The 18,968-nt window shown below is 62.0% G+C and carries 20 protein-coding genes; 13 read left to right on the plus strand and 7 right to left on the minus strand.

The features are described 5' to 3' along the window. Positions 1 to 92: 92 nt before the first annotated feature. The 6 genes from F561_RS25175 to F561_RS0109125 all read left to right on the plus strand — a co-directional run bounded on the left by F561_RS25175 (position 93) and on the right by F561_RS0109125 (position 3,319). Entirely contained in the window at positions 93 to 527 is a 435-nt protein-coding gene (locus F561_RS25175; protein ID WP_019009646.1) for a hypothetical protein, read from the plus strand. Then, entirely contained in the window at positions 524 to 1,099 is a 576-nt protein-coding gene (locus F561_RS0109105) for a DUF84 family protein (RefSeq protein WP_019009647.1), read from the plus strand. Before F561_RS25175 ends, F561_RS0109105 begins: the two co-directional genes overlap by 4 nt. A 35-nt stretch (positions 1,100 to 1,134) precedes the next feature. After that, positions 1,135 to 1,461: a GNAT family N-acetyltransferase gene (locus tag F561_RS0109110; protein ID WP_019009648.1), complete on the plus strand. Its 327-nt coding sequence runs from the start codon at positions 1,135 to 1,137 to the stop codon at positions 1,459 to 1,461. Positions 1,462 to 1,788: 327 nt separating this feature from the next. Then, complete coding sequence (locus F561_RS25180) at positions 1,789 to 2,100, plus strand: DUF1294 domain-containing protein (protein ID WP_019009649.1); 312 nt, start codon at positions 1,789 to 1,791, stop codon at positions 2,098 to 2,100. Positions 2,101 to 2,120: 20 nt separating this feature from the next. Continuing rightward, positions 2,121 to 2,924 (plus strand): [LysW]-aminoadipate kinase, encoded by an 804-nt coding sequence (locus F561_RS0109120; RefSeq protein ID WP_019009650.1) that lies wholly within the window; start codon positions 2,121 to 2,123, stop codon positions 2,922 to 2,924. Between the two features lie 86 nt (positions 2,925 to 3,010). Then, on the plus strand, positions 3,011 to 3,319 hold the full coding sequence (locus F561_RS0109125) for a hypothetical protein (RefSeq protein ID WP_019009651.1): 309 nt from the start codon (positions 3,011 to 3,013) through the stop codon (positions 3,317 to 3,319). Between the two features lie 15 nt (positions 3,320 to 3,334). Here the strand turns inward: F561_RS0109125 and F561_RS0109130 are convergent, their stop codons facing one another. Then, entirely contained in the window at positions 3,335 to 4,621 is a 1,287-nt protein-coding gene (locus tag F561_RS0109130) for a S1C family serine protease (protein ID WP_019009652.1), read from the minus strand. 217 nt (positions 4,622 to 4,838) lie between these two features. On the opposite strand from F561_RS0109130, the gene F561_RS0109135 reads away from it, so the two are divergent. The 3 genes from F561_RS0109135 to F561_RS0109145 all read left to right on the plus strand — a co-directional run bounded on the left by F561_RS0109135 (position 4,839) and on the right by F561_RS0109145 (position 8,788). Then, a complete protein-coding gene (locus F561_RS0109135) occupies positions 4,839 to 6,431 on the plus strand; it encodes an ABC transporter substrate-binding protein (protein WP_019009653.1) in 1,593 nt (530 codons plus the stop codon). Positions 6,432 to 6,720: 289 nt separating this feature from the next. Further along, positions 6,721 to 7,749 carry an ABC transporter permease gene (locus tag F561_RS0109140; protein ID WP_019009654.1) on the plus strand — a complete coding sequence of 343 codons (1,029 nt, stop codon included), beginning with the start codon at positions 6,721 to 6,723 and terminating at the stop codon, positions 7,747 to 7,749. Positions 7,750 to 7,786: 37 nt separating this feature from the next. Beyond that, on the plus strand, positions 7,787 to 8,788 hold the full coding sequence (locus F561_RS0109145) for an ABC transporter permease (RefSeq protein WP_019009655.1): 1,002 nt from the start codon (positions 7,787 to 7,789) through the stop codon (positions 8,786 to 8,788). 104 nt (positions 8,789 to 8,892) lie between these two features. Here F561_RS0109145 and F561_RS0109150 read toward each other — a convergent pair whose 3' ends face one another. Beyond that, positions 8,893 to 10,998, minus strand: a complete 2,106-nt coding sequence (locus F561_RS0109150; RefSeq protein WP_026298744.1) for a 3-hydroxyacyl-CoA dehydrogenase NAD-binding domain-containing protein — start codon at positions 10,996 to 10,998, stop codon at positions 8,893 to 8,895. 148 nt (positions 10,999 to 11,146) lie between these two features. On the opposite strand from F561_RS0109150, the gene F561_RS0109155 reads away from it, so the two are divergent. Then, complete coding sequence (locus tag F561_RS0109155) at positions 11,147 to 12,181, plus strand: NADPH:quinone oxidoreductase family protein (protein ID WP_019009657.1); 1,035 nt, start codon at positions 11,147 to 11,149, stop codon at positions 12,179 to 12,181. Between the two features lie 142 nt (positions 12,182 to 12,323). Here F561_RS0109155 and F561_RS0109160 read toward each other — a convergent pair whose 3' ends face one another. Next, a complete protein-coding gene (locus F561_RS0109160) occupies positions 12,324 to 12,761 on the minus strand; it encodes a hypothetical protein (RefSeq protein ID WP_019009658.1) in 438 nt (145 codons plus the stop codon). Positions 12,762 to 12,837: 76 nt separating this feature from the next. Next, positions 12,838 to 13,902 (minus strand): lipid II:glycine glycyltransferase FemX, encoded by a 1,065-nt coding sequence (locus F561_RS0109165; RefSeq protein ID WP_019009659.1) that lies wholly within the window; start codon positions 13,900 to 13,902, stop codon positions 12,838 to 12,840. A gap of 76 nt (positions 13,903 to 13,978) precedes the next feature. Here F561_RS0109165 and F561_RS0109170 point away from each other — a divergent pair, with 76 nt between their 5' ends. Continuing rightward, positions 13,979 to 15,046, plus strand: coding sequence for a peptidylprolyl isomerase (locus tag F561_RS0109170; RefSeq protein ID WP_019009660.1), 1,068 nt, complete (start codon positions 13,979 to 13,981; stop codon positions 15,044 to 15,046). A 117-nt stretch (positions 15,047 to 15,163) separates the two neighbouring features. Here the strand turns inward: F561_RS0109170 and F561_RS0109175 are convergent, their stop codons facing one another. Next, positions 15,164 to 15,538, minus strand: a complete 375-nt coding sequence (locus F561_RS0109175) for a hypothetical protein (RefSeq protein ID WP_019009661.1) — start codon at positions 15,536 to 15,538, stop codon at positions 15,164 to 15,166. A 122-nt stretch (positions 15,539 to 15,660) separates the two neighbouring features. On the opposite strand from F561_RS0109175, the gene F561_RS0109180 reads away from it, so the two are divergent. Beyond that, positions 15,661 to 16,479, plus strand: a complete 819-nt coding sequence (locus tag F561_RS0109180) for an intradiol ring-cleavage dioxygenase (protein ID WP_019009662.1) — start codon at positions 15,661 to 15,663, stop codon at positions 16,477 to 16,479. 137 nt (positions 16,480 to 16,616) lie between these two features. On the opposite strand, the gene F561_RS0109185 is transcribed toward F561_RS0109180, so the two are convergent. Both F561_RS0109185 and F561_RS0109190 read right to left on the minus strand, forming a co-directional pair. After that, entirely contained in the window at positions 16,617 to 16,943 is a 327-nt protein-coding gene (locus tag F561_RS0109185; RefSeq protein WP_019009663.1) for a hypothetical protein, read from the minus strand. Between the two features lie 31 nt (positions 16,944 to 16,974). Further along, positions 16,975 to 17,817 carry a hypothetical protein gene (locus F561_RS0109190; RefSeq protein WP_019009664.1) on the minus strand — a complete coding sequence of 281 codons (843 nt, stop codon included), beginning with the start codon at positions 17,815 to 17,817 and terminating at the stop codon, positions 16,975 to 16,977. Between the two features lie 211 nt (positions 17,818 to 18,028). Between F561_RS0109190 and F561_RS0109195 the strand changes: the two genes are divergently transcribed. Next, complete coding sequence (locus tag F561_RS0109195; protein WP_019009665.1) at positions 18,029 to 18,886, plus strand: hypothetical protein; 858 nt, start codon at positions 18,029 to 18,031, stop codon at positions 18,884 to 18,886. Positions 18,887 to 18,968: the final 82 nt, after the last annotated feature.

The following is an 18,968-nucleotide window of genomic DNA, read 5'->3' on the forward strand; positions in this document are numbered from 1 at the left end:
ACCGTCTGGAAAGCTGGCCTTGACACAGTCTTATGGCCGCGCTTGGGAGGTGTTTATGTGGGCCGTTCATCCACAGGCGCTAGCTTGACTCCATGAATCTGTTGCAGGCCTCATTGGGGGGAAGCGCCGCCTTCCGGGAACCAGACTACATTCTGGAGAATCTGACCTATGCCGGAGCAAGCACGGGCGTGCCGGGGCTGCCCTATACCATTGCCGATGTGCTGTACCACATCAGCGCCACCATGCGGGCCAGCCTGAATCTGGCTTCCGGTAGAGCCTCCGATTGGCCCGAAGGATTGGAAGTGTGGCCCGATACGCCGCCCTCTACCGAGGAATATGCAGGCATCCGGCTGGACATCGGGTTGGCCCTGGCCGAAGCGGTCATGCTGGCCGAGGACCCCTCCGAGCGGGCGCGTGAGGTTCTGACCGACCTGGCCGTACACAATGCCTACCACTGGGGGCAGGTCGCCCTGCTCCGGCGCTTGCAGGGCGACTGGAGCGGCGAAGACCCGGTGATCGGCGGATGAGGTGGGTCGTGGTGGGCAGCCGGAATCCGGCCAAAGTGCGCCCGGCACAGGAGGTCTTTGCCCAGTTGCAACCCAGCGCCACCGTCGTGGGCCGCGACGTGCCCAGCGGCGTACCCGATCAACCCCTGGGTGAGGAAGAGACGCGCCGGGGTGCGGTGAATCGGGCGTGGGCAGCTGTGCAGATCGCAACCATGCAGATTGCGGAAACCGGGCAGACCGGTGAAGCCTGGGGCATAGGGCTGGAGGGCGGCGTCAGGATAGACGGCGGCGGGGGCGGCTGGCTGTTTGGGATAGTCGCGGTGGCCCATGCAGGCCAACTGGAAACCGTTCGCACCGCCGAAATGAGGTTGCCGCCACCCGTGTTGGCCCGTGTACAGGCAGGCGAGGAGCTGGGCAGCGTGATGGACGACCTTCTGGGCACCGTGGATGTCAAGCGCGGCGTGGGGAGCGTAGGCATCCTGACCGCTGGGCTGGCTGACCGGGCTGATGTCTGGAGACTGGGACTGGCGCTGGCCCTGGCTCCGTTCCTGAATGCAGACCTTTACCGTGCTGGACCAGAATCCATAGGTTAAAAGTACTTAAAATCTTCCATGCTTTAAGCTCTGGCATGACTGCCAACGAACCCACACCACCCACCGAAGTCCACAACAACGAAGCCGAGCGGCGCTATGAACTGAAGCTGGCTGGGCGCGTAGTAGGCGTTGCCGAATACCGTCCGGCAGGAAAGTCGCTGATGTTTACGCACACCGAAATTGAGGAAGGACATGAGGGCCAGGGCCTGGGCAGCACGCTGGTTCGGGCCGCCCTGGATGATGCACGGGCGCGGAAGGTCGATGTTGTCCCCATGTGCCCATTCGTGGCCGCCTTTATCCGCGAACATCATGAATATTTGGAACTGGTACAGCCTCAGCAGCGCGGCATGTTTGGGCTTTAAGGCCAGCCAGAGGTAACAAAGAGCGACATCGGCATGAACTGCGTTGTCGCTCTTTCAGGTAGGCCACAGTTCATCTTGAGAATACCCAAGCGAAACAGGTTCCGAATAAAGGACATTGCACTGAGAATGGAGGGATTCCGGTCATCTCCCAGAAGCGCACAATGCGAGAGGCTTGGTCCAAGTAACACCCCTGATCAATACGGTAGGTGTGGTGTATTTGGATCAATTGACCAGCAATCCACTATCTTATGTTAGATCTGGAGCATTCGTGCGATATTGTACATTCATACTGACCAGCCAGAAACATATCGGCGGCAGAATAAAGTGATGAAGAGTGCCCTCGATATCCTTGCCAGCCTTTTTGTGGCCTGGCAGGTGGTCTGGAGTATTGCTGCCTTTTTTGCTATCTGGAACGATAAGAATTCAGCGATTGGACACCGGTGGCGCACACCGGAAGACAAGCTGCACAACTATGAACTGTGGGGCGGCTGGCTGGGATCAGGGCTGGCCCAGCGGATCTGGCGGCACAAGACATACAAACAGGCGTACCAACAGGTCTACAGACGCATTGCTCTGATCTGGTCGGTGGCATGTCTGCTGGTACTTTTCGTGTGGATAGTAGCTCGCCTGAATGCTTAACATGTGCTAGGTTTGCACGCATGATTGTTGTGAAGGTCGGCGGAAGTGCCGGAATAGATTACGACGCCGTCTGTGCGGATCTCGCTGCCCGCTGGAAGACCGGAGAACGGCTGATTCTGGTGCATGGTGGCAGCGGCGAAACCAACCGAGTGGCCGAGGCTCTGGGCCATCCCCCCAAGTTTGTGACCAGCCCCAGCGGTTATACCTCCCGCTTTACAGATCGCCAGACGCTTGAAATCTTCGAGATGGTGTACTGCGGCAAGATCAACAAGGGCATCGTGGAACGGCTGCAACGCCTCGGCGTGAACGCGGTGGGCCTGAGCGGGCTGGATGGCCGGATTTTTGAGGGACGGCACAAAGACAGCGTGCGGGCCGTGGAAAATGGCAAGGTCAAAGTCTTGCGTGGCGACCATACCGGCACCGTGGAGCGCGTCAACACCGGCCTGATTGACCTGCTGCTGAACGCGGGCTACCTGCCCGTGCTGACGCCGCCCGCCGCCAGTTATGAGGGCGTGGCAATCAATGTAGACGGCGACCGCGCCGCTGCTGCCCTCGCCGTGGCCCTGAAAGCCGACGCCCTGCTGCTCCTGAGCAATGTTCCGGGCCTGCTGCGCGAGTATCCCGACGAGGCCAGCCTGATCCGGGCGATTCCTGCCGCTGACGTGGAAAGCTACCTGGAATTTGCCCAGGACCGCATGAAAAAGAAGGTGTTGGGGGCCGCCGAAGCTGTACAGGGCGGCGTCAAGCGCGTGATCTTTGGGGATGCCCGCGCCGGAATGCCGATCAGTGCGGCGCTGGATGGGGCTGGAACGGTAGTGAGCTGAACTGGGTCGTGGGAAAGGCGTCTCGGGTTGAGGCAACGTACTGACCCAACCCCAGCACCCTCCCAACCTGCTATCTTTCCTGCTCCATGTCGGCCTCTGCCTCTGCCATTCAACCCATCACCGCCTCTGCGCTGCTGGACTTTCTGGCCCTGCGTGGTGGTCAGGAATTTCGGGTCACCGCCTGCGTTTCGCATGGCCGGGGCCGCCGCCAGGAGGTGCGTGAGGTGGGAGCCTACCGGTTCACGGTGCGCGGAGACGCGGTGCAGGCGTGCGGGCCAAGTGGACAAACCCGCCAACTTTCGCGGGCGGGGTATCTGGAAATCTTTGGTGGATATGGTTTCAGAGGCGCGGAGGCCACCGGGAACATGACCGATCTGGGGCCACTGTTCTCCTGAACGCCCAAATCAGTTTTATTCGGTGGTGGGCAGCGTGAAGGCCTGCAATTTCACAGTCACGTCGCGCTTCTGACCGTTCCGCTGCACTGTCAGTTTGATGCTGTCACCGATGCGCTTGCCGAGAATAAAGCGGCGCAGGTCCTCGCCCTCGGTAATCGTCTGATTGTCGATGGCCGTGATGATGTCTCCGTCTGTAGACACCGATTCTGCGGCCTGACCGGGAGTATTCAGGCTCAGGCTGTTGCCTGTTCCGGCCCTGAGGCCAGCGGCGGCAGCAGGACTGTTGGGGTACACGCGCTGAAGCAGTGCGCCGGTGGCGGGGAGCTTGGCCTGCTGGCGGTCTTCGGCACTCAGGACACTCAGATCGGTGAACTGGATGCCCAGCGTGGGCGTCTGCACGACCTTGCCGCCTGCCGCCTGAAGCTGGGGCAACAATTTGGTGACGGTATTGACCGGGATAGCAAAGCCGACGCCCGCGCTCTGGCCGCTGCCGCCCGTGAGGATCTGGGTATTCACGCCGATGAGTTGGCCTGCGCTGTTCAGAAGTGGGCCGCCGGAGTTGCCGGGATTGATAGCAGCGTCGGTCTGAATGACCTGCTGATAGACCTGCCGAGTTCCCACAGGTGCAGTACGTTCCAGGCTGCTGATGATGCCCTCGGACACACTGAAATCCAGACCGAAGGGTGCGCCCATCGCAATGGCTTTCAGGCCCACGTCCAGTTTGGTGCTGTCGCCCAGCGGAATCGGCTGGATGGCTCCGGCAGGCAGACCCTCAGCGCGGATCAGGGCCAGGTCGAAATCAGGAGCGCGGCCCACCACTTTGGCCTTGTAGGTCTGCTTGGAGCCGTGCAGCCGGATGGTGATCTCGCTGGCGCCCTCGACCACATGATTGTTGGTGATGATGTCGCCCGCCGCATTCACGAAAAATCCGCTGCCCGTGCCTGTTGTGGGCTGAGCACCACCGCCGCTGCCGCCCGGAAAGCCGAACTGATCTTGCAGGCGCTGGCGCATCTGGGCCTCGGCGCTGTTGTCGGCCTCTTCAGTCACGCTGATGTAAACCAGTCCATTCTGGCGCTGCTTCACGACCTGTACGGTATTCGCCTCGGCCTCGGTGCGGGCGCGTCCGTTGTCATAGGTGGTCGCAGAGGAATTGGTCAGGGAGGTTTGAACAGTGGTGGGAGTCGTGGCGGCCTGAGTGGTGGGGGCAGTCTGCGCGGTGCTGCGTTCATTCAGGCCGTAGCCCACGAACCCGCCCAGCGCAAGGGTTCCGGTGAGGGCCAGCAGGGAAAGGTTACGTTTCATAGGCAGAGCATGGCGTAAAGCGGTTATACGACGGTTAAAAGAAGAGTGCCTTCTCTTTAAAGGCTGGGGCGGTCAACTGGCAACCGGAAGGCATTAGCTTGACACTCTATCCCCGCACCCCTACCCTAAGCGCACGCTTGTATCTTTTATCCGCCATTCACGTTCGGACGTTCCCCTCAGGGGGCGGCGAAGGTGTGGCGGGATTTTTGGAGGTTTCATGAAGAAAGTACTCTTTAAGAACGTGCTTCTGACCGCAGCGCTGGCTCTCGTTCCTTCTGCCGGAGCCGCCACACTGGTCTTCGGGGCCAACGGCGATCCCGTATCGCTGGAAAGCGCCAACATCACCGACGGCATCAGCATTCTGGTGCAGCGCCAGATTTACGACACCCTCGTGGACTTCAAGAACGGCACTACCGACCCCGTACCCGGCCTCGCCACTTCCTGGAAGAGCAACGCCAACGCGACCCAGTGGACGTTTACGCTGCGCCGCAACGTGCGCTTCCATGACGGCACCCCTATGAACGCCGACGCCATCATCTTCAACCTCAGCCGCTGGTGGGACAAAGCACACCCCTACGGCTTCCGCGATCAGGGTCGCACCTTCGAAATTGTGGGCGAACTCTTGGGCGGCTACAAAGGTGATGCCAGCGCCGTCATCAAGAACATCGTGAAAGTCAACGATTACACGGTGCGCGTGGATCTGAACAAGTCCAGCAGCGTATTCCCCAACGTGATCGGCAGTGGCTACTTCGGCATTGCCAGCCCCACCGCCATTCGCAAGGACGGCGCGAAGTACGGCACGCCCGCCAGCAAAGCAGTGGGCACCGGCCCTTTCATTTTCCAGAGCTGGCGCACGGGTGACCGCGTGGTCTTGCTCCCCAACAAGCTGTACTGGGGCGAGAAAGCCAAGGTGGATCAACTCGTCATCCGCTCTATTAAGGACGCTTCGCAGCGCCTGAACGAGTTGAAGGCCGGAACCATCGACTTTACCAACGACCTGACGCCCGACGCCCTGCGGAGCGTGCAGAGCGACAAGAACCTGGTGGCCGTTAAGCGCCCCAGCTTCAACGTGGGCTTCATGAGCCTCAACAACCGCAACCAGTACCTCAAGGTTGCCAAGGTGCGTGAAGCGCTGAGCATGGCAATTAACAAGAAAGCCATTGCTGAAGCTTTCTGGAACGGCCTCGGCGTCAGCAATGCCAGCTTTGTGCCGCCTGTATTGGCCTGGGCCAACTCCAGCAAAGTGCCTTCCGACTACAAATTCGACCCCGCCGCCGCCAAAAAGATGCTGGCCGACGCAGGCTACCCCAACGGCTTCTCGCTTGACCTGTGGTACATGCCCGTTTCTCGTCCCTACTTCCCCACACCCAAGCCGATTGCTGAGGCCATTGCCGCCGACCTCAGCGCCATCGGCGTGAAGGTGAACCTGAAGACCGAAGACTGGGCCAAATATCTCGAAGACCGCAACAAGGAACCTGGCTTCGACATGTACATGATCGGCTGGACGGGCGACTACGGCGATCCCGACAACTTCTACAGCGCCTACTACGGCCCCAACGCCTCCGACGACATCAACTGGAATCCACCCGAACTTCAGAAACTGCTGGAGCAGGGCCGCGCCGCGACCTCGCAGGCCGACAAAGCCAAGGCCTACGCGCAGATTCACGAGATCACCTACAACGCCAACTACCGCATTCCGATGGTTCACAGCAACCCGCTGTCGGCGGCCCGTACCTACCTGAAGGGCTGGGTTCCCAGTCCACTGGGCAGCGAAGCGTACAACACGATTTCGCTGGTCGGCAAGAAGTAAGTCTGTTGCGGTAGCACGGCGATTTGCTGCGCTGCCCGAATAAAACGAGTGGACTGATGCTGTTCTAGAGGTCAGGACAGGCGTTCAAAATAAGTCGATGGGGGTGGGGCTGGCCTATACTGGCCGACTTCACCCCCTTTGGCGTGGCCGAATGAGCCGGACTCAATGATCCGGGGGAGAGCAGGGCGGTTAAACTGACCCTGGCCCCCATCCTGGCAAGCCATCCAACCGTTTCATCCGAGTTCTCTATTCTTTTCCAAGAGTTTTTACTTCTAGAGGGGGCTTTTCCTTGGGCAGTTACCTGATTCGCCGTATTCTGAGAACCCTGTTGGTTATGATTGGCATTAGCCTGCTGGTCTTCGTGTTCGTGCGCTCTATTCCCGGCGACCCGGCCACGGCCATGCTGGGCGAACGCGCCACACCGCAGGCCGTGAAAAACCTCCGCACCCAACTGGGACTGGATAAACCGTGGTTCTTCAATCCGGCCAATCCGCTGGACGCGCAATATCCGAAGTATGTGGCGGCGCTGGCAAAGGGCGACCTCGGCAGCGGCATCAAGAGCAATATTCCGGTGCGCGATGAACTCGGCTCGCGCTTTCCGGCCACCGCCGAACTGAGTTTGGCCGCGCTGTTTTTCGCGTTGGTGATCGGCCTTCCGGCAGGCATTCTGGCCGCCCTGCGCCGCAACAGCGTCTGGGACAACCTCGCCACCACCATCAGTCTGGTGGGCGTGAGTATGCCCGTGTTCTGGCTGGGGCTGCTGCTGTCCTACTTTTTTGCCGTAAAACTGGGCTGGCTGCCACCCAGTGCGCGGCTGGGCAACGAATCCACGCTGGAGCCGCTGACGGGATTTTATGTACTGGACGGCCTGCTGCGCGGCAAACCCGCCGAAGCCTGGGACGCCCTGCGCCACCTGATCCTGCCCGCCATCGCGCTGGGCAGCATTCCGCTCGCCATCATCGCCCGGATTACGCGCAGCAGCCTGCTGGATGTATTGGGCCAGGATTACGTGCGAACTGCCCGCGCCAAGGGACTGTCCCAGCGCACCATTACGCTCAAGCACGCGCTCAGGAATGCGCTTTTGCCCGTGGTCACGGTGATCGGCCTGCAAGCCGGAGCTTTGCTGGGCGGCGCAGTGCTGACCGAAACCATCTTTTCGTGGCCCGGAATCGGCTCGTGGGTCTACGAGGCCATCAGCCAGCGCGACTACCCGATTATTCAGGGCGGCGTGATTTTTGCGGCGCTGGTGGTCAGCGTGACCAATCTGCTGGTAGACCTCAGTTACGCCTCTCTTGATCCCCGGATTCAGTACAGGTGACCTCTGTGACGCTCTTTTCATTCACTGGGGGGAACTCATGACCACTGCTTCTCCCGCCGCCGCCAAAACCAAACGGCAGCCCAGCATTTTCTCGCGGCGCTTTCGGCGCAGTACCCCCGGCAAGGTCGGCGCGATCATTGTGGCGATCTTTGTTCTGCTGGCGATTCTGGCCCCAATTCTCAAGCCTTACGATGCCTCCAGTGACCGCAATTACCGCCTGAACCTCAAGCCGCCCAGCATCGCTGCCCTCTGGGACAAAGAGGTGGCCGAGGAATACCGCGACCCCGTAACTGGTCAGGTCAATCCCTGGTCACATCCATTCGGCACCGACAACCTGGGCCGCGACGTGCTGACCCGTGTATGGCACGGCACCGCCATCAGCCTGAAAGTGGGCGTGGTTAGTACGATACTGGCCCTCGTCATCGGCACCCTGGTCGGCGTGCTGGCCGGGTATTTTGGCGGCTGGTTCGATTCCATCACCGGTTACCTGTCGGACGTGATGCTGGCCTTCCCCAGTATTTTGCTGGCTATCGGCTTCGCCAGCATTTTCAGCTCGGACAATCCACCGTTGCTGATCAGTGCTATCAACAAATTATTTGTGCTGGGCAGTCCGCAACTGGTCACGGCAATGCTGGCCGTCTCGCTGGTGCAGATTCCGGTGTATATGCGCCTGTCCCGCGCCGTGGTGCTGGGCCTGCGCGAGCGCGAATTTGTGCAGGCATCGGGCGCACTGGGGGCCACCCAGATTCGCACCGTGTTCAAGCATGTGCTGCCCAACAGCCTATCGCCGCTGATCGTGCAGGGCGCACTGAGTATTGCCACCGCCACCATCGAGGTCGCCGCGCTGGGGTTCCTCGGCATCGGCGCTCAGCCCCCGCTGCCGGAATGGGGCACCATGATCAGCGATTCCCGGCAGTATTACGTGGATTCGCCGTGGACGATGATTTTCCCCGGCCTCGCCATCTTCCTGACCGTGCTGGGCTTCAACCTGCTGGGCGACGGCCTGCGGGATGTGCTGGACCCGCGCAGTACGCAGTAGAGCTGAAACTCTGAGAAACAAAAAGAAGGGACGCAGACTGAAACTGGTCTGCGTCCCTTCTGGTTTAAGTCTTTAGGTCTTCATGGCCCAGAGCTTCTGGCCCCTCAACCCCGCCCTTTCTGCCTGTCCCACGCGGCAAAGGTCTTGCTCTCGTCGGCCAAAGTTTTCAGCAGCGGCGCGGGCGTCTGGCCGTAGCGTTCCAGTGCGGCGGCCACGCTGGGCAGGCCCATCTCGTCGGCGTACTGCATGGGGCCACCCCGGTAGGCGGGGAAGCCGTAGCCGTAAATGTAGATCACGTCGATGTCTCCGGCACGCTGGGCAATGCCTTCTTCCAGAATCTTCGCGCCCTCGTTCACAAGGCTGTAGGCCAGCCGCTCGGTGATTTCCTGCGGGCTGATCTGGCGGGTCTGAAGCCCTTTCTGGGTGCGGTAGGTGGCAATCAGATCAGACATTTCGGCGCTGGGCACGGGCTTTCTGCCGTCGGGGTAATCGTAGATTCCGGCCTGCGTTTTCTGGCCCTTGCGCCCCTGCTGCACGATCCGGTCCAGCCAGCCGTCGGGGGCAGACTCGCCGCGCACCTTGGCCTGATGCTGCCGGATGGAATAGCCGATGTCCAGCCCGGCCATATCGGACATTTCAAATGGCCCCATCGCCAGCCCCAGCGCGTGCATGGCGGCGTCCACGTCCTGCGGGTTCGCACCTTCCTCAACCAGTTTGCGGGCCTCGTCGCCGTAGCGGTGAACCATGCGGTTGCCCACGAAGCCGTCACACACGCCCACCACCACGCCCACTTTCTTGATCCGGCGGGCCAGCGCCATGCTGGTTGCCAGCACCGACGCGCTGGTTTTCTCGGCCCGCACGATTTCCAGCAGTTTCATCACGTTGGCGGGGCTAAAAAAGTGCAGCCCGATCACGCTTTCTGGACGCGAGGTCACGCTGGCGATTTCGTTGACATCCAGAGTGCTGGTGTTGCTCGCCAGAATCGCTCCAGGTTTGGCAATTCCGTCCAGGCGCGTGAAAATCTCCTTCTTCACGTCCATATTCTCAAAGACCGCTTCGATGATGATGTCGGCGTCTTTGAGGTCGTTCATATCGAGTGTGGGGGTCAGCAGGGCCATTCTCGCCTCTACATCGTCCATGCTCAGGCGACCTTTTTTGGCGGTGTTCTCGTAGTTGCGCCGAATAATGCCGATGCCCCGGTCCAGGGCGTCCTGAGCCGTTTCGACGATGGTAACGGGAATGCCCACATTCAGGAAATTCATGGCAATGCCGCCGCCCATCGTGCCCGCCCCGATGATGCCCGCAGTGCGGATGTCGGTCAGGGGCGTGTCTTTGCCGATGCCAGACACGCGGGCGCTCTCGCGTTCGGCAAAGAAAATGTGACGCAGACCACGCGACTGGGGCGAATCTTTGGCCTGCAAAAACAGCCCGGCTTCAGCATTCCAGCCTTCCTCGAAGGGGCGGGTGGCAGCAGTTTCGGTCAGGTCTACGATCATGCTGGGCGACAATTGGCCCCGGTGGGTTTTGGTCAGACCGGCGCGGGCAGCAGCAAACAGCTCGGGGCTGGCTCCTTCCACGCCGCGCTCACTGACGCGGGGCAGCGGGCGGGCCTCGGCGCGGGCGCTGGCAAAGGCGACGGCAGCAGTCCGCAATTCGGCCTCGGTCTTGCCCTGCACCAGTTCGTCGATCAGGCCCAACTGTGCGCCCTCGGCGGCCCCGATGGGATTACCCGAAAGCATCATTTCCAGAGCTTTTTGTGCGCCCACCACGCGGGGAAGGCGCTGGGTACCGCCCGCACCGGGGAAAATGCCCAGCTTGACTTCGGGCAGACCCAACTGAGCGCCCGCCAGCGCCACGCGATAGGTGCAGGCCAGCGCCACTTCGAGGCCGCCGCCCAGCGCCGTGCCGTGAACAGCCGCCACGGTGGGCTTGGAAAAGCCGTCCAGCCGCGTGATGAAGCCTCGCAAGTCGGGGGCCTGCTCGCGGGGCAGATCGAAGGTTTTGATGTCAGCCCCGGCAATAAAGGTGCGCCCACCGCCGATGATGACCACGGCGGCGATACTTGCGTCTTGTTCGGCCACGTCCAGACCCGCGTGCAGGCCCTCGGGCACACCGGGCGAAAAGGCGTTGACAGGCGGATTGTTGATCGTGAGAACCAGAATGTCGCCGTCGCGGGATTGGTCAACCATTGGGGTGGAAGGGGTGGTCATGGGTAGGGCCTCCTCAAGAAAGAAGTCGGGACAGACTGCGGGGTTGGTGCGTCATGCTGTCACGCCTGACCCGCTCCGGTCAAATACGTCAACGTTCAGAATGTCCGTACACGTTCACTTTCAGGATTCAGTCAGGTATGCTCGGGGCATGAGCGATACAGCGCAAGGTGAGGCGGCAGCACAGACGATGAGGGCCATTGTGGTGGAAAAGCTGGGTGCGCCCGACGTGATGGAGGTGCGCGAAGGCGTGCCCGTGCCGCAGCCGGGGGCCGGACAGGTGCGCCTGAAGGTAGAAGCGGTAGGCATCAACTTTGCCGACGTGCTGAGCGTGGCGGGCGAATACCTGACGCGAACCCGCGTGCCCTACACCCCCGGTATGGAATTCGCCGGAACCGTGGACGCACTGGGCGAGGGCGTGACGGGCGTGCAGGTGGGCCAACTGGTGGCGTGTCTGGGCGGAAGCGGCAGCCTCGCGACCTACGCGGTAGCCAATGCGGCGGCCCTGATTCCGGTGCCTGCCAGCCTCACGGCGGCTCAGGCGGCGGCATTTCCGGTGTCGTATTTCACGGCCTACCACGGCCTGAAAACGTTGGGGTACGGCCAGCCGGGGCAGTGGGTCTGGGTACAGGCCGCAGCGGGCGCACTGGGCACGGCCAGCATTCAGCTTGCCAAGGCGATGGGCATGAACGTGGTCGCTACCGCCAGCACCGAAGAAAAACTGGAACTGGCCCGCAAGTTGGGCGCAGACGTGACCCTGCTGCAAGACGACCCCGAGCGTGTGCAGAAAATCCGCGCCGCCGCTGCGACGGACTCTAACCCCAAAGGCGGCGTAGACCTCGTGCTGGAAGTCGTGGGCGGGCCACGCTTTCAGGAGAGCCTCGACGTGGTGGTCAACCGGGGCCGCATCATCGTGATCGGCAACGCCAGCCGCGAACAGGCCAACCTGCGCCCCGTGGAACTCATGAAGCGCAACGTGACCGTCACGGGCCTGTGGCTGACCAGCCTGATGGGTGACGCCGAAGCCACCCGCGAAGCCGCGATGGCCCTGACGCCCCTGATCGCCAGCGGACAGGTGACGCCGCAGGTGGGGCCAACCTACGCGCTAGACGAAAGCGTGCGGGCCTTTCAGGACATTCTGGACCGCAAGACGACGGGGAAAGTGGTGATCGAACCGCAGAGGTAAAGGGCGCTTAGATCGTAGTGGGTGGATTGTGGAACGTGGGAAAAACGCAGGTGGGCATGAGCATCAGAGTCTTGGGCCTTGAACTTTGGCAACGGACCTAAAGATTCATTTCACAGCTCCCACGATCCACGGTCCACAGCTTTTAACTGAACAGCCGCAGCAGAGGCCGCCACCACGGAATAGACATCAGCAAGATCAGCAGCGTGACTCCGGTCCAGAGGGCGGCCACCCGGAACTTGGCCTGGTCGGTGGGGGCACGTTTGCTGCGTCCAGTGGCAAGGGCGGCGGTCACGGCAGCGATCAGACCCACCACAATGTGTTGCCACTGAAATCCCGCGCCTCTTTCCGCGAACGCTCTGGCTCCCTGCGATCCCAGAAAACCGAACAGCAGCAGACCGAGTACCACCTGCAGATGGACGCTGCCTGCAAAAATCACCACGGGGCGGCGGTCTGCGGCGGTGAAATTTCTGTTGCCGCCCAGCGCCGGAACCGTGCGGATCAGCGCCCACACGCCCGCGATCAGCACCAGCCAACGCGTGATGTTGTGAAGGGTGAGCAAAATGACATAGAGGGTCGCCATAGTGCAAGCGTAAGGGATTGGGGTGGGAGGGTTGGCCCGCCGAAGCCGAAGCTCTATGTAGGGGTCTATGCCCCCGTTACAGCACGTCTTCTTTGCTGCCCCGTTTTTTCAGGTTGTTCTGCGTTTTGCGCCAACGCAGGGCCTTCACGATGGCGGGGGCGGCGGCGTTCAGGTTCAGGTCGTAGGCGGGATACCAGACGCGCTGCTCGCTGAATTTCAGCTTCATCTTGAACACGCCGAACGAATGCTTTTCTTCGTCGAGCTGACGGGGAATGCCCCAGAAATCAAACAGTTCGTAACCGCGCTTCTTGGCGTCCAGCATGGCGTTCCAGTAAAAAGCGTCGGGGGCTTTGACATCCTTGCGGGGTTCGCCGGACTCGGTGGGGCGGTCATCGCGCACGCTGCCACCGAACAGGTAATACGCGCCCTTGCCCATGCCCAGAAAGAACCCGCCCGCCAGCGCCTTGCCCTCATGCCGCGACAACACGATGTAGGCTTCGCCGCCGTAGGCGTTGCCTTCACGCAGCATGGTTTCGTAGTAGGCACGGGGAAAAGCGCCCAGTTTGGCCCGCTCGTTGGTGGCTGTAAAAATCTCCCAGAAGGCTTCAAAGTCGTCGTCCCGGCCTGCGACCACACCCATTTTCTGGGCGGCACGCACGTTGCGGCGGGCCATGCTGTGCAGGTCAGCAAACATCTGGTCTTCGGTACGGGTCAGGTCGGCAATGATGGTGTGTTCGGGCTGCTCGGTTTCGGCGCGGTGAAAAGGGCCGTAAGCCTCGGGCACTGTCACGCTGTCGTCGGCGGGGATGGGCAGGGGCGGCTCTATTTTCAGCAGGGCGTCGGTGGGCTTGGCAACTTTGCGCAGGGCCTCGGCCACAGCAGGTAGCAAATCCAGTGATTCGAGGGCGGGGCCACGCGGCGCGTACAACGTGGAAAACCCCGGCACGAGGCGCTTGCGGAGCAGTTGCACCGCGCCCACCGTGCGGCCCTCAGACTTGATGAGGTAGCGCACGGGCGTTTGACCCAGCACGCGCCGCGCCTCACCGTAGCCCCAGCCCTGAAGGGCACTAGTGATAGGCAAATTGCTTACAGCATCGTCATAGACGCGGGCATCGGTGGTTTCTTCCAGAGTCAGGCGCACGGGGGGGATTGTACGACAGGCCGGGGTTCATGTGTCCCTCAGCGTGCTTGCCCGCCGGAACGCTAGAGTGGTGGACATGAAATTTGCTGGATATCCTGCGGCCCGCCTGACGATGCCCCTGCTCAAGAGAACAGTGCTCACGGGTACGCTGCTGATGGGCGCTGCTTTTGCCCAGACCACCCCTGCACCCACTCCAGCACCCACCCCCGTGCAGACCCCGGCCCAACCCGCTGCGCCCGCTGCGGCTCCGGCGACTCCTGCCGCCGACCCGTCCACCCTGGTCGCCACCATCGGCACCGAAAAAGTAACGCTGGGCGAGTTCGATCAGGCTTTCCGCATCGCCGTCGCCCGGTTGGTCAATTCTCAGGGCGTGCCGTTCGAGGCGTCCTACCTCACCGAATTTGCCGACGCCCGCCGCGACTTTCTGACCCAGTACGTGCGTGACCGCGCCGTGTACCAGATTGCCCGCGCCGCCAACAAGCCCGACGCCGTCGCCATCGACGCCCAGATTGCCAAAGCCCGCGAAAACTTCGCCACCGACGCCGAATTCAGCGAAGGACTGGCCCAGACGGGCTTTACGACTCCTGCCGAATTGCGGGCAGAGCTGGAACGGCAGGCCGTGGTCGCCGCCTACCTGGACAGCGTCAAAAAGCGTCTGACCTTTGGCAGCGCGGTGGTGGCCGGTTTTTATAACCTCAACAAAGCCTCGTTTACCCGTGAGGCCGAAGCCTGCGCCAAGCATATTCTGGTTAAGACCCAGCCCGAAGCGCAGCAGGTTCAGAAAGACCTGGTGGCAGGCGGCGACTTTGCAGCCATTGCCAAAGCCAAGAGCCAGGATCCCGGCAGCGCGGCTGACGGCGGCGATCTGGGCTGCTTCGGCCCAGGCCAGATGGTTGCCGCCTTCGATACCGCCAGCTTCAAGGGACCGCTGAACACACCCCAGTTGGTGCAGACCGAGTTCGGCTGGCACGTATTGCTCGTGACCGCACGCACTGATGCAGGCCTCGCGCCCCTGAGTGTGGCCGAGCCGCTGATCCGCGAGCAGTTGGCCCGCGACGCCTCGCAGAAATACGTGAATTCTCAGGTGGCCCGCCTGAAGGTAGAAAGCTTTGCCGATGTGGTGGGAGCCGCACCGACCAAGTAAGGGACAGGTGAAATGCAGGGCGGAGGCTACGGCTTCCGCCCTCTTCTTTTGGTGTGCTGGAGAGCGTGGGCAGCTTCTGAGGGTCGGTGCGCTGAGGAAAGGCAGTGGCCGCCCCGATTACACCGTCCTCTGCACCCGCTTTCCTACTGCTCCCATCAGGTCATCCAGCGTGCCGAACGAGCGCATCTGGGCGGCAGACAGCCACTCCTGAAGTGTGCCGTCCGGCTGCACCTCGAACGCAGCAGGCAGCGGCACACCGTCCAAGCCATATTCGGCGCGGAGTTCATCGCGGTGCAGGAAGCGTACGTTCGGCCCCAGTCGGCGCACGAAGTCGCGCCACTCGCGTTTCATTCCCAGCGGTCCGTAGGTGACGGCACACAGTTGGCAATCGTAGTCCTGTGGACGCACCGTTTTGACCCAGAGGTCTTTGAGGCCGTTCAGCAGGCCGCCATCGGCGTTGTACACAAAGATGAGGGGAGCAGGCCGGTTCATGACTTGAGGGTAGAGGAGCCAGCATAAATACACTGCATGCCGTGACCAGATTGTCATCAACCGTGCTTTAACACACGTTACTTACAGTGAACCCAGAAATCAGGAGCACACGAGGAGACCCCATGAACCAGCACCCGAATGTCAATCCCGCACCCGACGAAGACAACGATGATGAGATGGTGGGCACGCTGCTCAGCCGCAGGCGGGCGCTGAGGCTGCTCGGACTGGGTGGCGGCGCAGCATTGGCGGCAGGCAGCGTTCTGGCCCAGCGGAATCCGCCCCCCGGCGGGCAACCCGGAGGCATGGGGGCCAGCGGCACCAGCGCGGGAACCAGCGGCGCGACCAGCCTGCCCGGATGTGTGGTGCGCCCTGCCCAGACCGAAGGCCCGTACTTTATTGAAGAGAAGCTGAACCGCAGCGATATTCGCAAGGATTCCAAGACGGGCAAGGCTCGCCCCGGCATTCCGCTGACCATTGATTTCGTGGTGTCGAAGGTGACGGTGGGCAGTTGCACGCCGCGCAGCCGGGTCCTGATCGACATCTGGCAGTGTGACGCCCTCGGCGTGTATTCGGACGTGTCAGGCAATACCGACGATTTCCTGCGCGGCTCGCAGGTCACCAACGCTCAGGGCAGGGTCAGCTTTACCACCATCTATCCCGGCTGGTACACAGGCCGGGCCGTGCATATTCACTTCAAGCTGCGCCCGCTGGACGCCAGCGGCAAGGCCACCGGGGAATTTACCTCGCAACTGTTTTTCCCCGAAACCGTGACCGACGCGGCGCACGCCGTCGCCCCTTACAGCAGCAAGGGCAAACGCAACACCCTGAACAGCACCGACAGCATCTACCGCAACGGCGGCAATCAGTTGATGCTGAACCTGACGGGAACTCCACAGAAGGGCTACCGCGCCACCTTCGATGTGGGGCTGAATATCGGGTAACAGGAAGTTCGTCTGTCTCTTCAACTCCAGCCTGTGCCCGACCGCGTCAACGGAATCCTGACACCACGGGGATTCCGTTGAGATCTGGGCTGAATTGGCAAGCCCCTGATGCTTAAAGCTCCTGGCCCAGAGCCTTCTCAGCGTACACGCACTCCCTTCGTGGGCGGCTGCTTGCTGATCCAGGCCACAAAACGTTTCACGTCTTCATGGCCCAGCAGCGCGTCTACCGATGAATATTCTCCGGCCAGTTCGGCATTGGTAAACGTGCGGTGCAGAAATTTATGGCAGGGCGGGCACAGCAAGACCGTGGGCAGAGCGTGGATTTTCACGCCCTGCCGACGCCCCTGTGATTTGGGAATCAGGTGATGCTCGGTCAGGTGCGGCACGGCGCGGTCACACAGGCCGCAGCGGTCGGGGTCGCGGGCGGGAGGCGGCCAATCGGAGGCAGGCAGGCGGCGGGCCATCAGGTCAGTAGGCTAGGGGAAGGGGACACAATCAGCGTGAGGGGCGTGTTGCAGATTCATTGGCCGTCAACTGGGCTTGCGTCAATTGGGCTTGCAGGGCCGCCAGCACACCGGAGCGCAGATCGAGACTCAGGTTGGTTGCCAGATGGCGGGCCAACTTCAGGGCGGCGTGGCAGGCTTCCGCAGCGGTTCCGCTGGTGGTTCGGCTCAGGGCTGCCACGACTTCCGGTGGCAGATCGCGTTCAGCATTCCGTGCCGGAGCCTGGGGCTGAGGTGCACCGTGCAGGGTCCGGGCCAGGCGCAACAGGCCGCCTCTGACCCAGTTCAGCAACTCCCAGGCCCGCAGTTCCTCACCGCGCAGAGCGACAGCAGAGGCAAAGAGCAGCCAGTTCAGTGTGTTGTCGTATTCAGTCTGGGAGCCGGGCAACGTGGACGCGAACGGCGGCCCGGATGCCCAGGCTTCCAGCAGGGCTGCCAACCGCCCACCCTGATCCTTGATCCACATCTGCGCCGGGTGACCGCCTCCATTGGGCCAGCCGCGTACCTGATCCAGTGCCGATTCCGCCTCCACATGCAGCTCTACGCGCAACAGATCGGGCGTCACGATATTGGGTGTGCCGAACGGATTGACCACTTCCAGCGCCACAGGAGTCAGGGCACGCAGAAAACCGGACGCGTCCAGAGTCTGTCCAGAACGCACGAAGGCGTAATATTCAAGGTCGCTCCAGGCATCAGAGGCGGGCGAACCATCGGCGCGGGTCTGGGTACGGCTGCCATACGCCAGAGCGTAGGCCACACGGTCATCGGCCAGCAGCGCGGCGCGGATGCGGGTATCCAACGTGTCGGCAGCCATGAGGCGGGCAGCAGGATTCATGGGGCAAGCATAGAACCCTGATCTTCTGAACGGAGTTGCCCCGATCTGCCTCACGAGATCATTGCTGTGCGTCTTTACCCGCTTCCAGACCGTCTGAAGCGAACGACGATCACCGCAAGAGCCTTCCTCACCAGAGGCGGGCACCCCGTCAGATGAAGGCCCGTCAGACAATCAAAGTCGCCGCTCATGGACGGCGGTTAGCATAGGCATCATGCGCTTAACTTCCCTCTCCGCCCGTGCTCCGGGCCTGTTGCTGTTGCCTGCCCTGCTGCTATCTGGAATCGGTGCGGCCCAGACTGTTCCTGCACAGCCTGCCACTCCTGCGCCTGCCACGGCTCCGGCCACCGCCCCTGCACAGCCTGCCCGCGCTCCCCTGCCCGGCGCAGCTTCGGCAGCCACAGCCCGCACCGCAAGTGCCGTGGCGGTAGAGGTTGGCGGGGTCATCAAGGGCCAGATCGTGGCCTGCCCCGCCGCCCTGAAACTGAGCGTGCAGGCCGTGTGCCTGTATTCCAAAAGCAGCCCTGCCAGCCTGCGGCCCCTGATTCGCGGCAAGTTGGCGGGCAAGGCACTGGGAGACTGGAAGACCACCGGAACGAGTAGCACGCTGCTGGCCTCCGAAACCGTGAATGGCCCAGTGGGCGCGTTCGTGTTGCTGCGCGGACTTTCGACCACCGAATCGCTGGTGGCAGTTGACGCCGTGACCGCCGCCCCCAGCACCGCTCCCCGCCCTGCTACGCCCGCTGGAGTGGTCAAGGGGCAGCCGTACGTGCTGGGCCGCGACCTGATCGGTGTGGTGAACGTCACTGCGTTGGGAGGCAACAAGTACCGCCTGAACGCGGGCGATTCGGCCCTGACGGTCACAGTGGGAGCCAAAAACGCCCAGTTGAGCGGCGGCCAGACCACGGCAGGCAATGTAGAACTACCCTTCGTGCCTGCCAGCGACGGCAAGAACCTGATTTTCCCGCTGCTGGGCCTGCGCTCGCTGGGCTGCACGGTCACGCCTGCCGGAGCAACGGTCACAGTGGCCTGCGGTCAGGCCAGCATCGGTCTGCGCCCCATCGTGTTTTAACGGTCCACACGGCTTCTGCATTCTTTTCTGCTTGCCGCAATCATACTGAGCTCCAGAACTGCGGAATCCAACCAGAATCTTC

It is taken from the genome of Deinococcus aquatilis DSM 23025 (assembly GCF_000378445.1).
GTDB classification, from domain to species: Bacteria; Deinococcota; Deinococci; order Deinococcales; family Deinococcaceae; genus Deinococcus; species Deinococcus aquatilis.

Excerpts from the sequence above, each read along its gene's own strand:
- F561_RS25175 (WP_019009646.1), top strand. The coding sequence starts at position 93 with ATGAATCTGTTGCAGGCCTCATTGGGGGGAAGCGCCGCCTTCCGGGAA.
- F561_RS0109105 (WP_019009647.1), top strand. The coding sequence starts at position 524 with ATGAGGTGGGTCGTGGTGGGCAGCCGGAATCCGGCCAAAGTGCGCCCG.
- F561_RS0109110 (WP_019009648.1), top strand. The coding sequence starts at position 1,135 with ATGACTGCCAACGAACCCACACCACCCACCGAAGTCCACAACAACGAA.
- F561_RS25180 (WP_019009649.1), top strand. The coding sequence starts at position 1,789 with ATGAAGAGTGCCCTCGATATCCTTGCCAGCCTTTTTGTGGCCTGGCAG.
- F561_RS0109120 (WP_019009650.1), top strand. The coding sequence starts at position 2,121 with ATGATTGTTGTGAAGGTCGGCGGAAGTGCCGGAATAGATTACGACGCC.
- F561_RS0109125 (WP_019009651.1), top strand. The coding sequence starts at position 3,011 with ATGTCGGCCTCTGCCTCTGCCATTCAACCCATCACCGCCTCTGCGCTG.
- F561_RS0109130 (WP_019009652.1), bottom strand. The coding sequence starts at position 4,621 with ATGAAACGTAACCTTTCCCTGCTGGCCCTCACCGGAACCCTTGCGCTG.
- F561_RS0109135 (WP_019009653.1), top strand. The coding sequence starts at position 4,839 with ATGAAGAAAGTACTCTTTAAGAACGTGCTTCTGACCGCAGCGCTGGCT.
- F561_RS0109145 (WP_019009655.1), top strand. The coding sequence starts at position 7,787 with ATGACCACTGCTTCTCCCGCCGCCGCCAAAACCAAACGGCAGCCCAGC.
- F561_RS0109150 (WP_026298744.1), bottom strand. The coding sequence starts at position 10,998 with ATGACCACCCCTTCCACCCCAATGGTTGACCAATCCCGCGACGGCGAC.
- F561_RS0109155 (WP_019009657.1), top strand. The coding sequence starts at position 11,147 with ATGAGCGATACAGCGCAAGGTGAGGCGGCAGCACAGACGATGAGGGCC.
- F561_RS0109160 (WP_019009658.1), bottom strand. The coding sequence starts at position 12,761 with ATGGCGACCCTCTATGTCATTTTGCTCACCCTTCACAACATCACGCGT.
- F561_RS0109170 (WP_019009660.1), top strand. The coding sequence starts at position 13,979 with ATGAAATTTGCTGGATATCCTGCGGCCCGCCTGACGATGCCCCTGCTC.
- F561_RS0109175 (WP_019009661.1), bottom strand. The coding sequence starts at position 15,538 with ATGAACCGGCCTGCTCCCCTCATCTTTGTGTACAACGCCGATGGCGGC.
- F561_RS0109180 (WP_019009662.1), top strand. The coding sequence starts at position 15,661 with ATGAACCAGCACCCGAATGTCAATCCCGCACCCGACGAAGACAACGAT.
- F561_RS0109185 (WP_019009663.1), bottom strand. The coding sequence starts at position 16,943 with ATGGCCCGCCGCCTGCCTGCCTCCGATTGGCCGCCTCCCGCCCGCGAC.
- F561_RS0109190 (WP_019009664.1), bottom strand. The coding sequence starts at position 17,817 with ATGAATCCTGCTGCCCGCCTCATGGCTGCCGACACGTTGGATACCCGC.
- F561_RS0109195 (WP_019009665.1), top strand. The coding sequence starts at position 18,029 with ATGCGCTTAACTTCCCTCTCCGCCCGTGCTCCGGGCCTGTTGCTGTTG.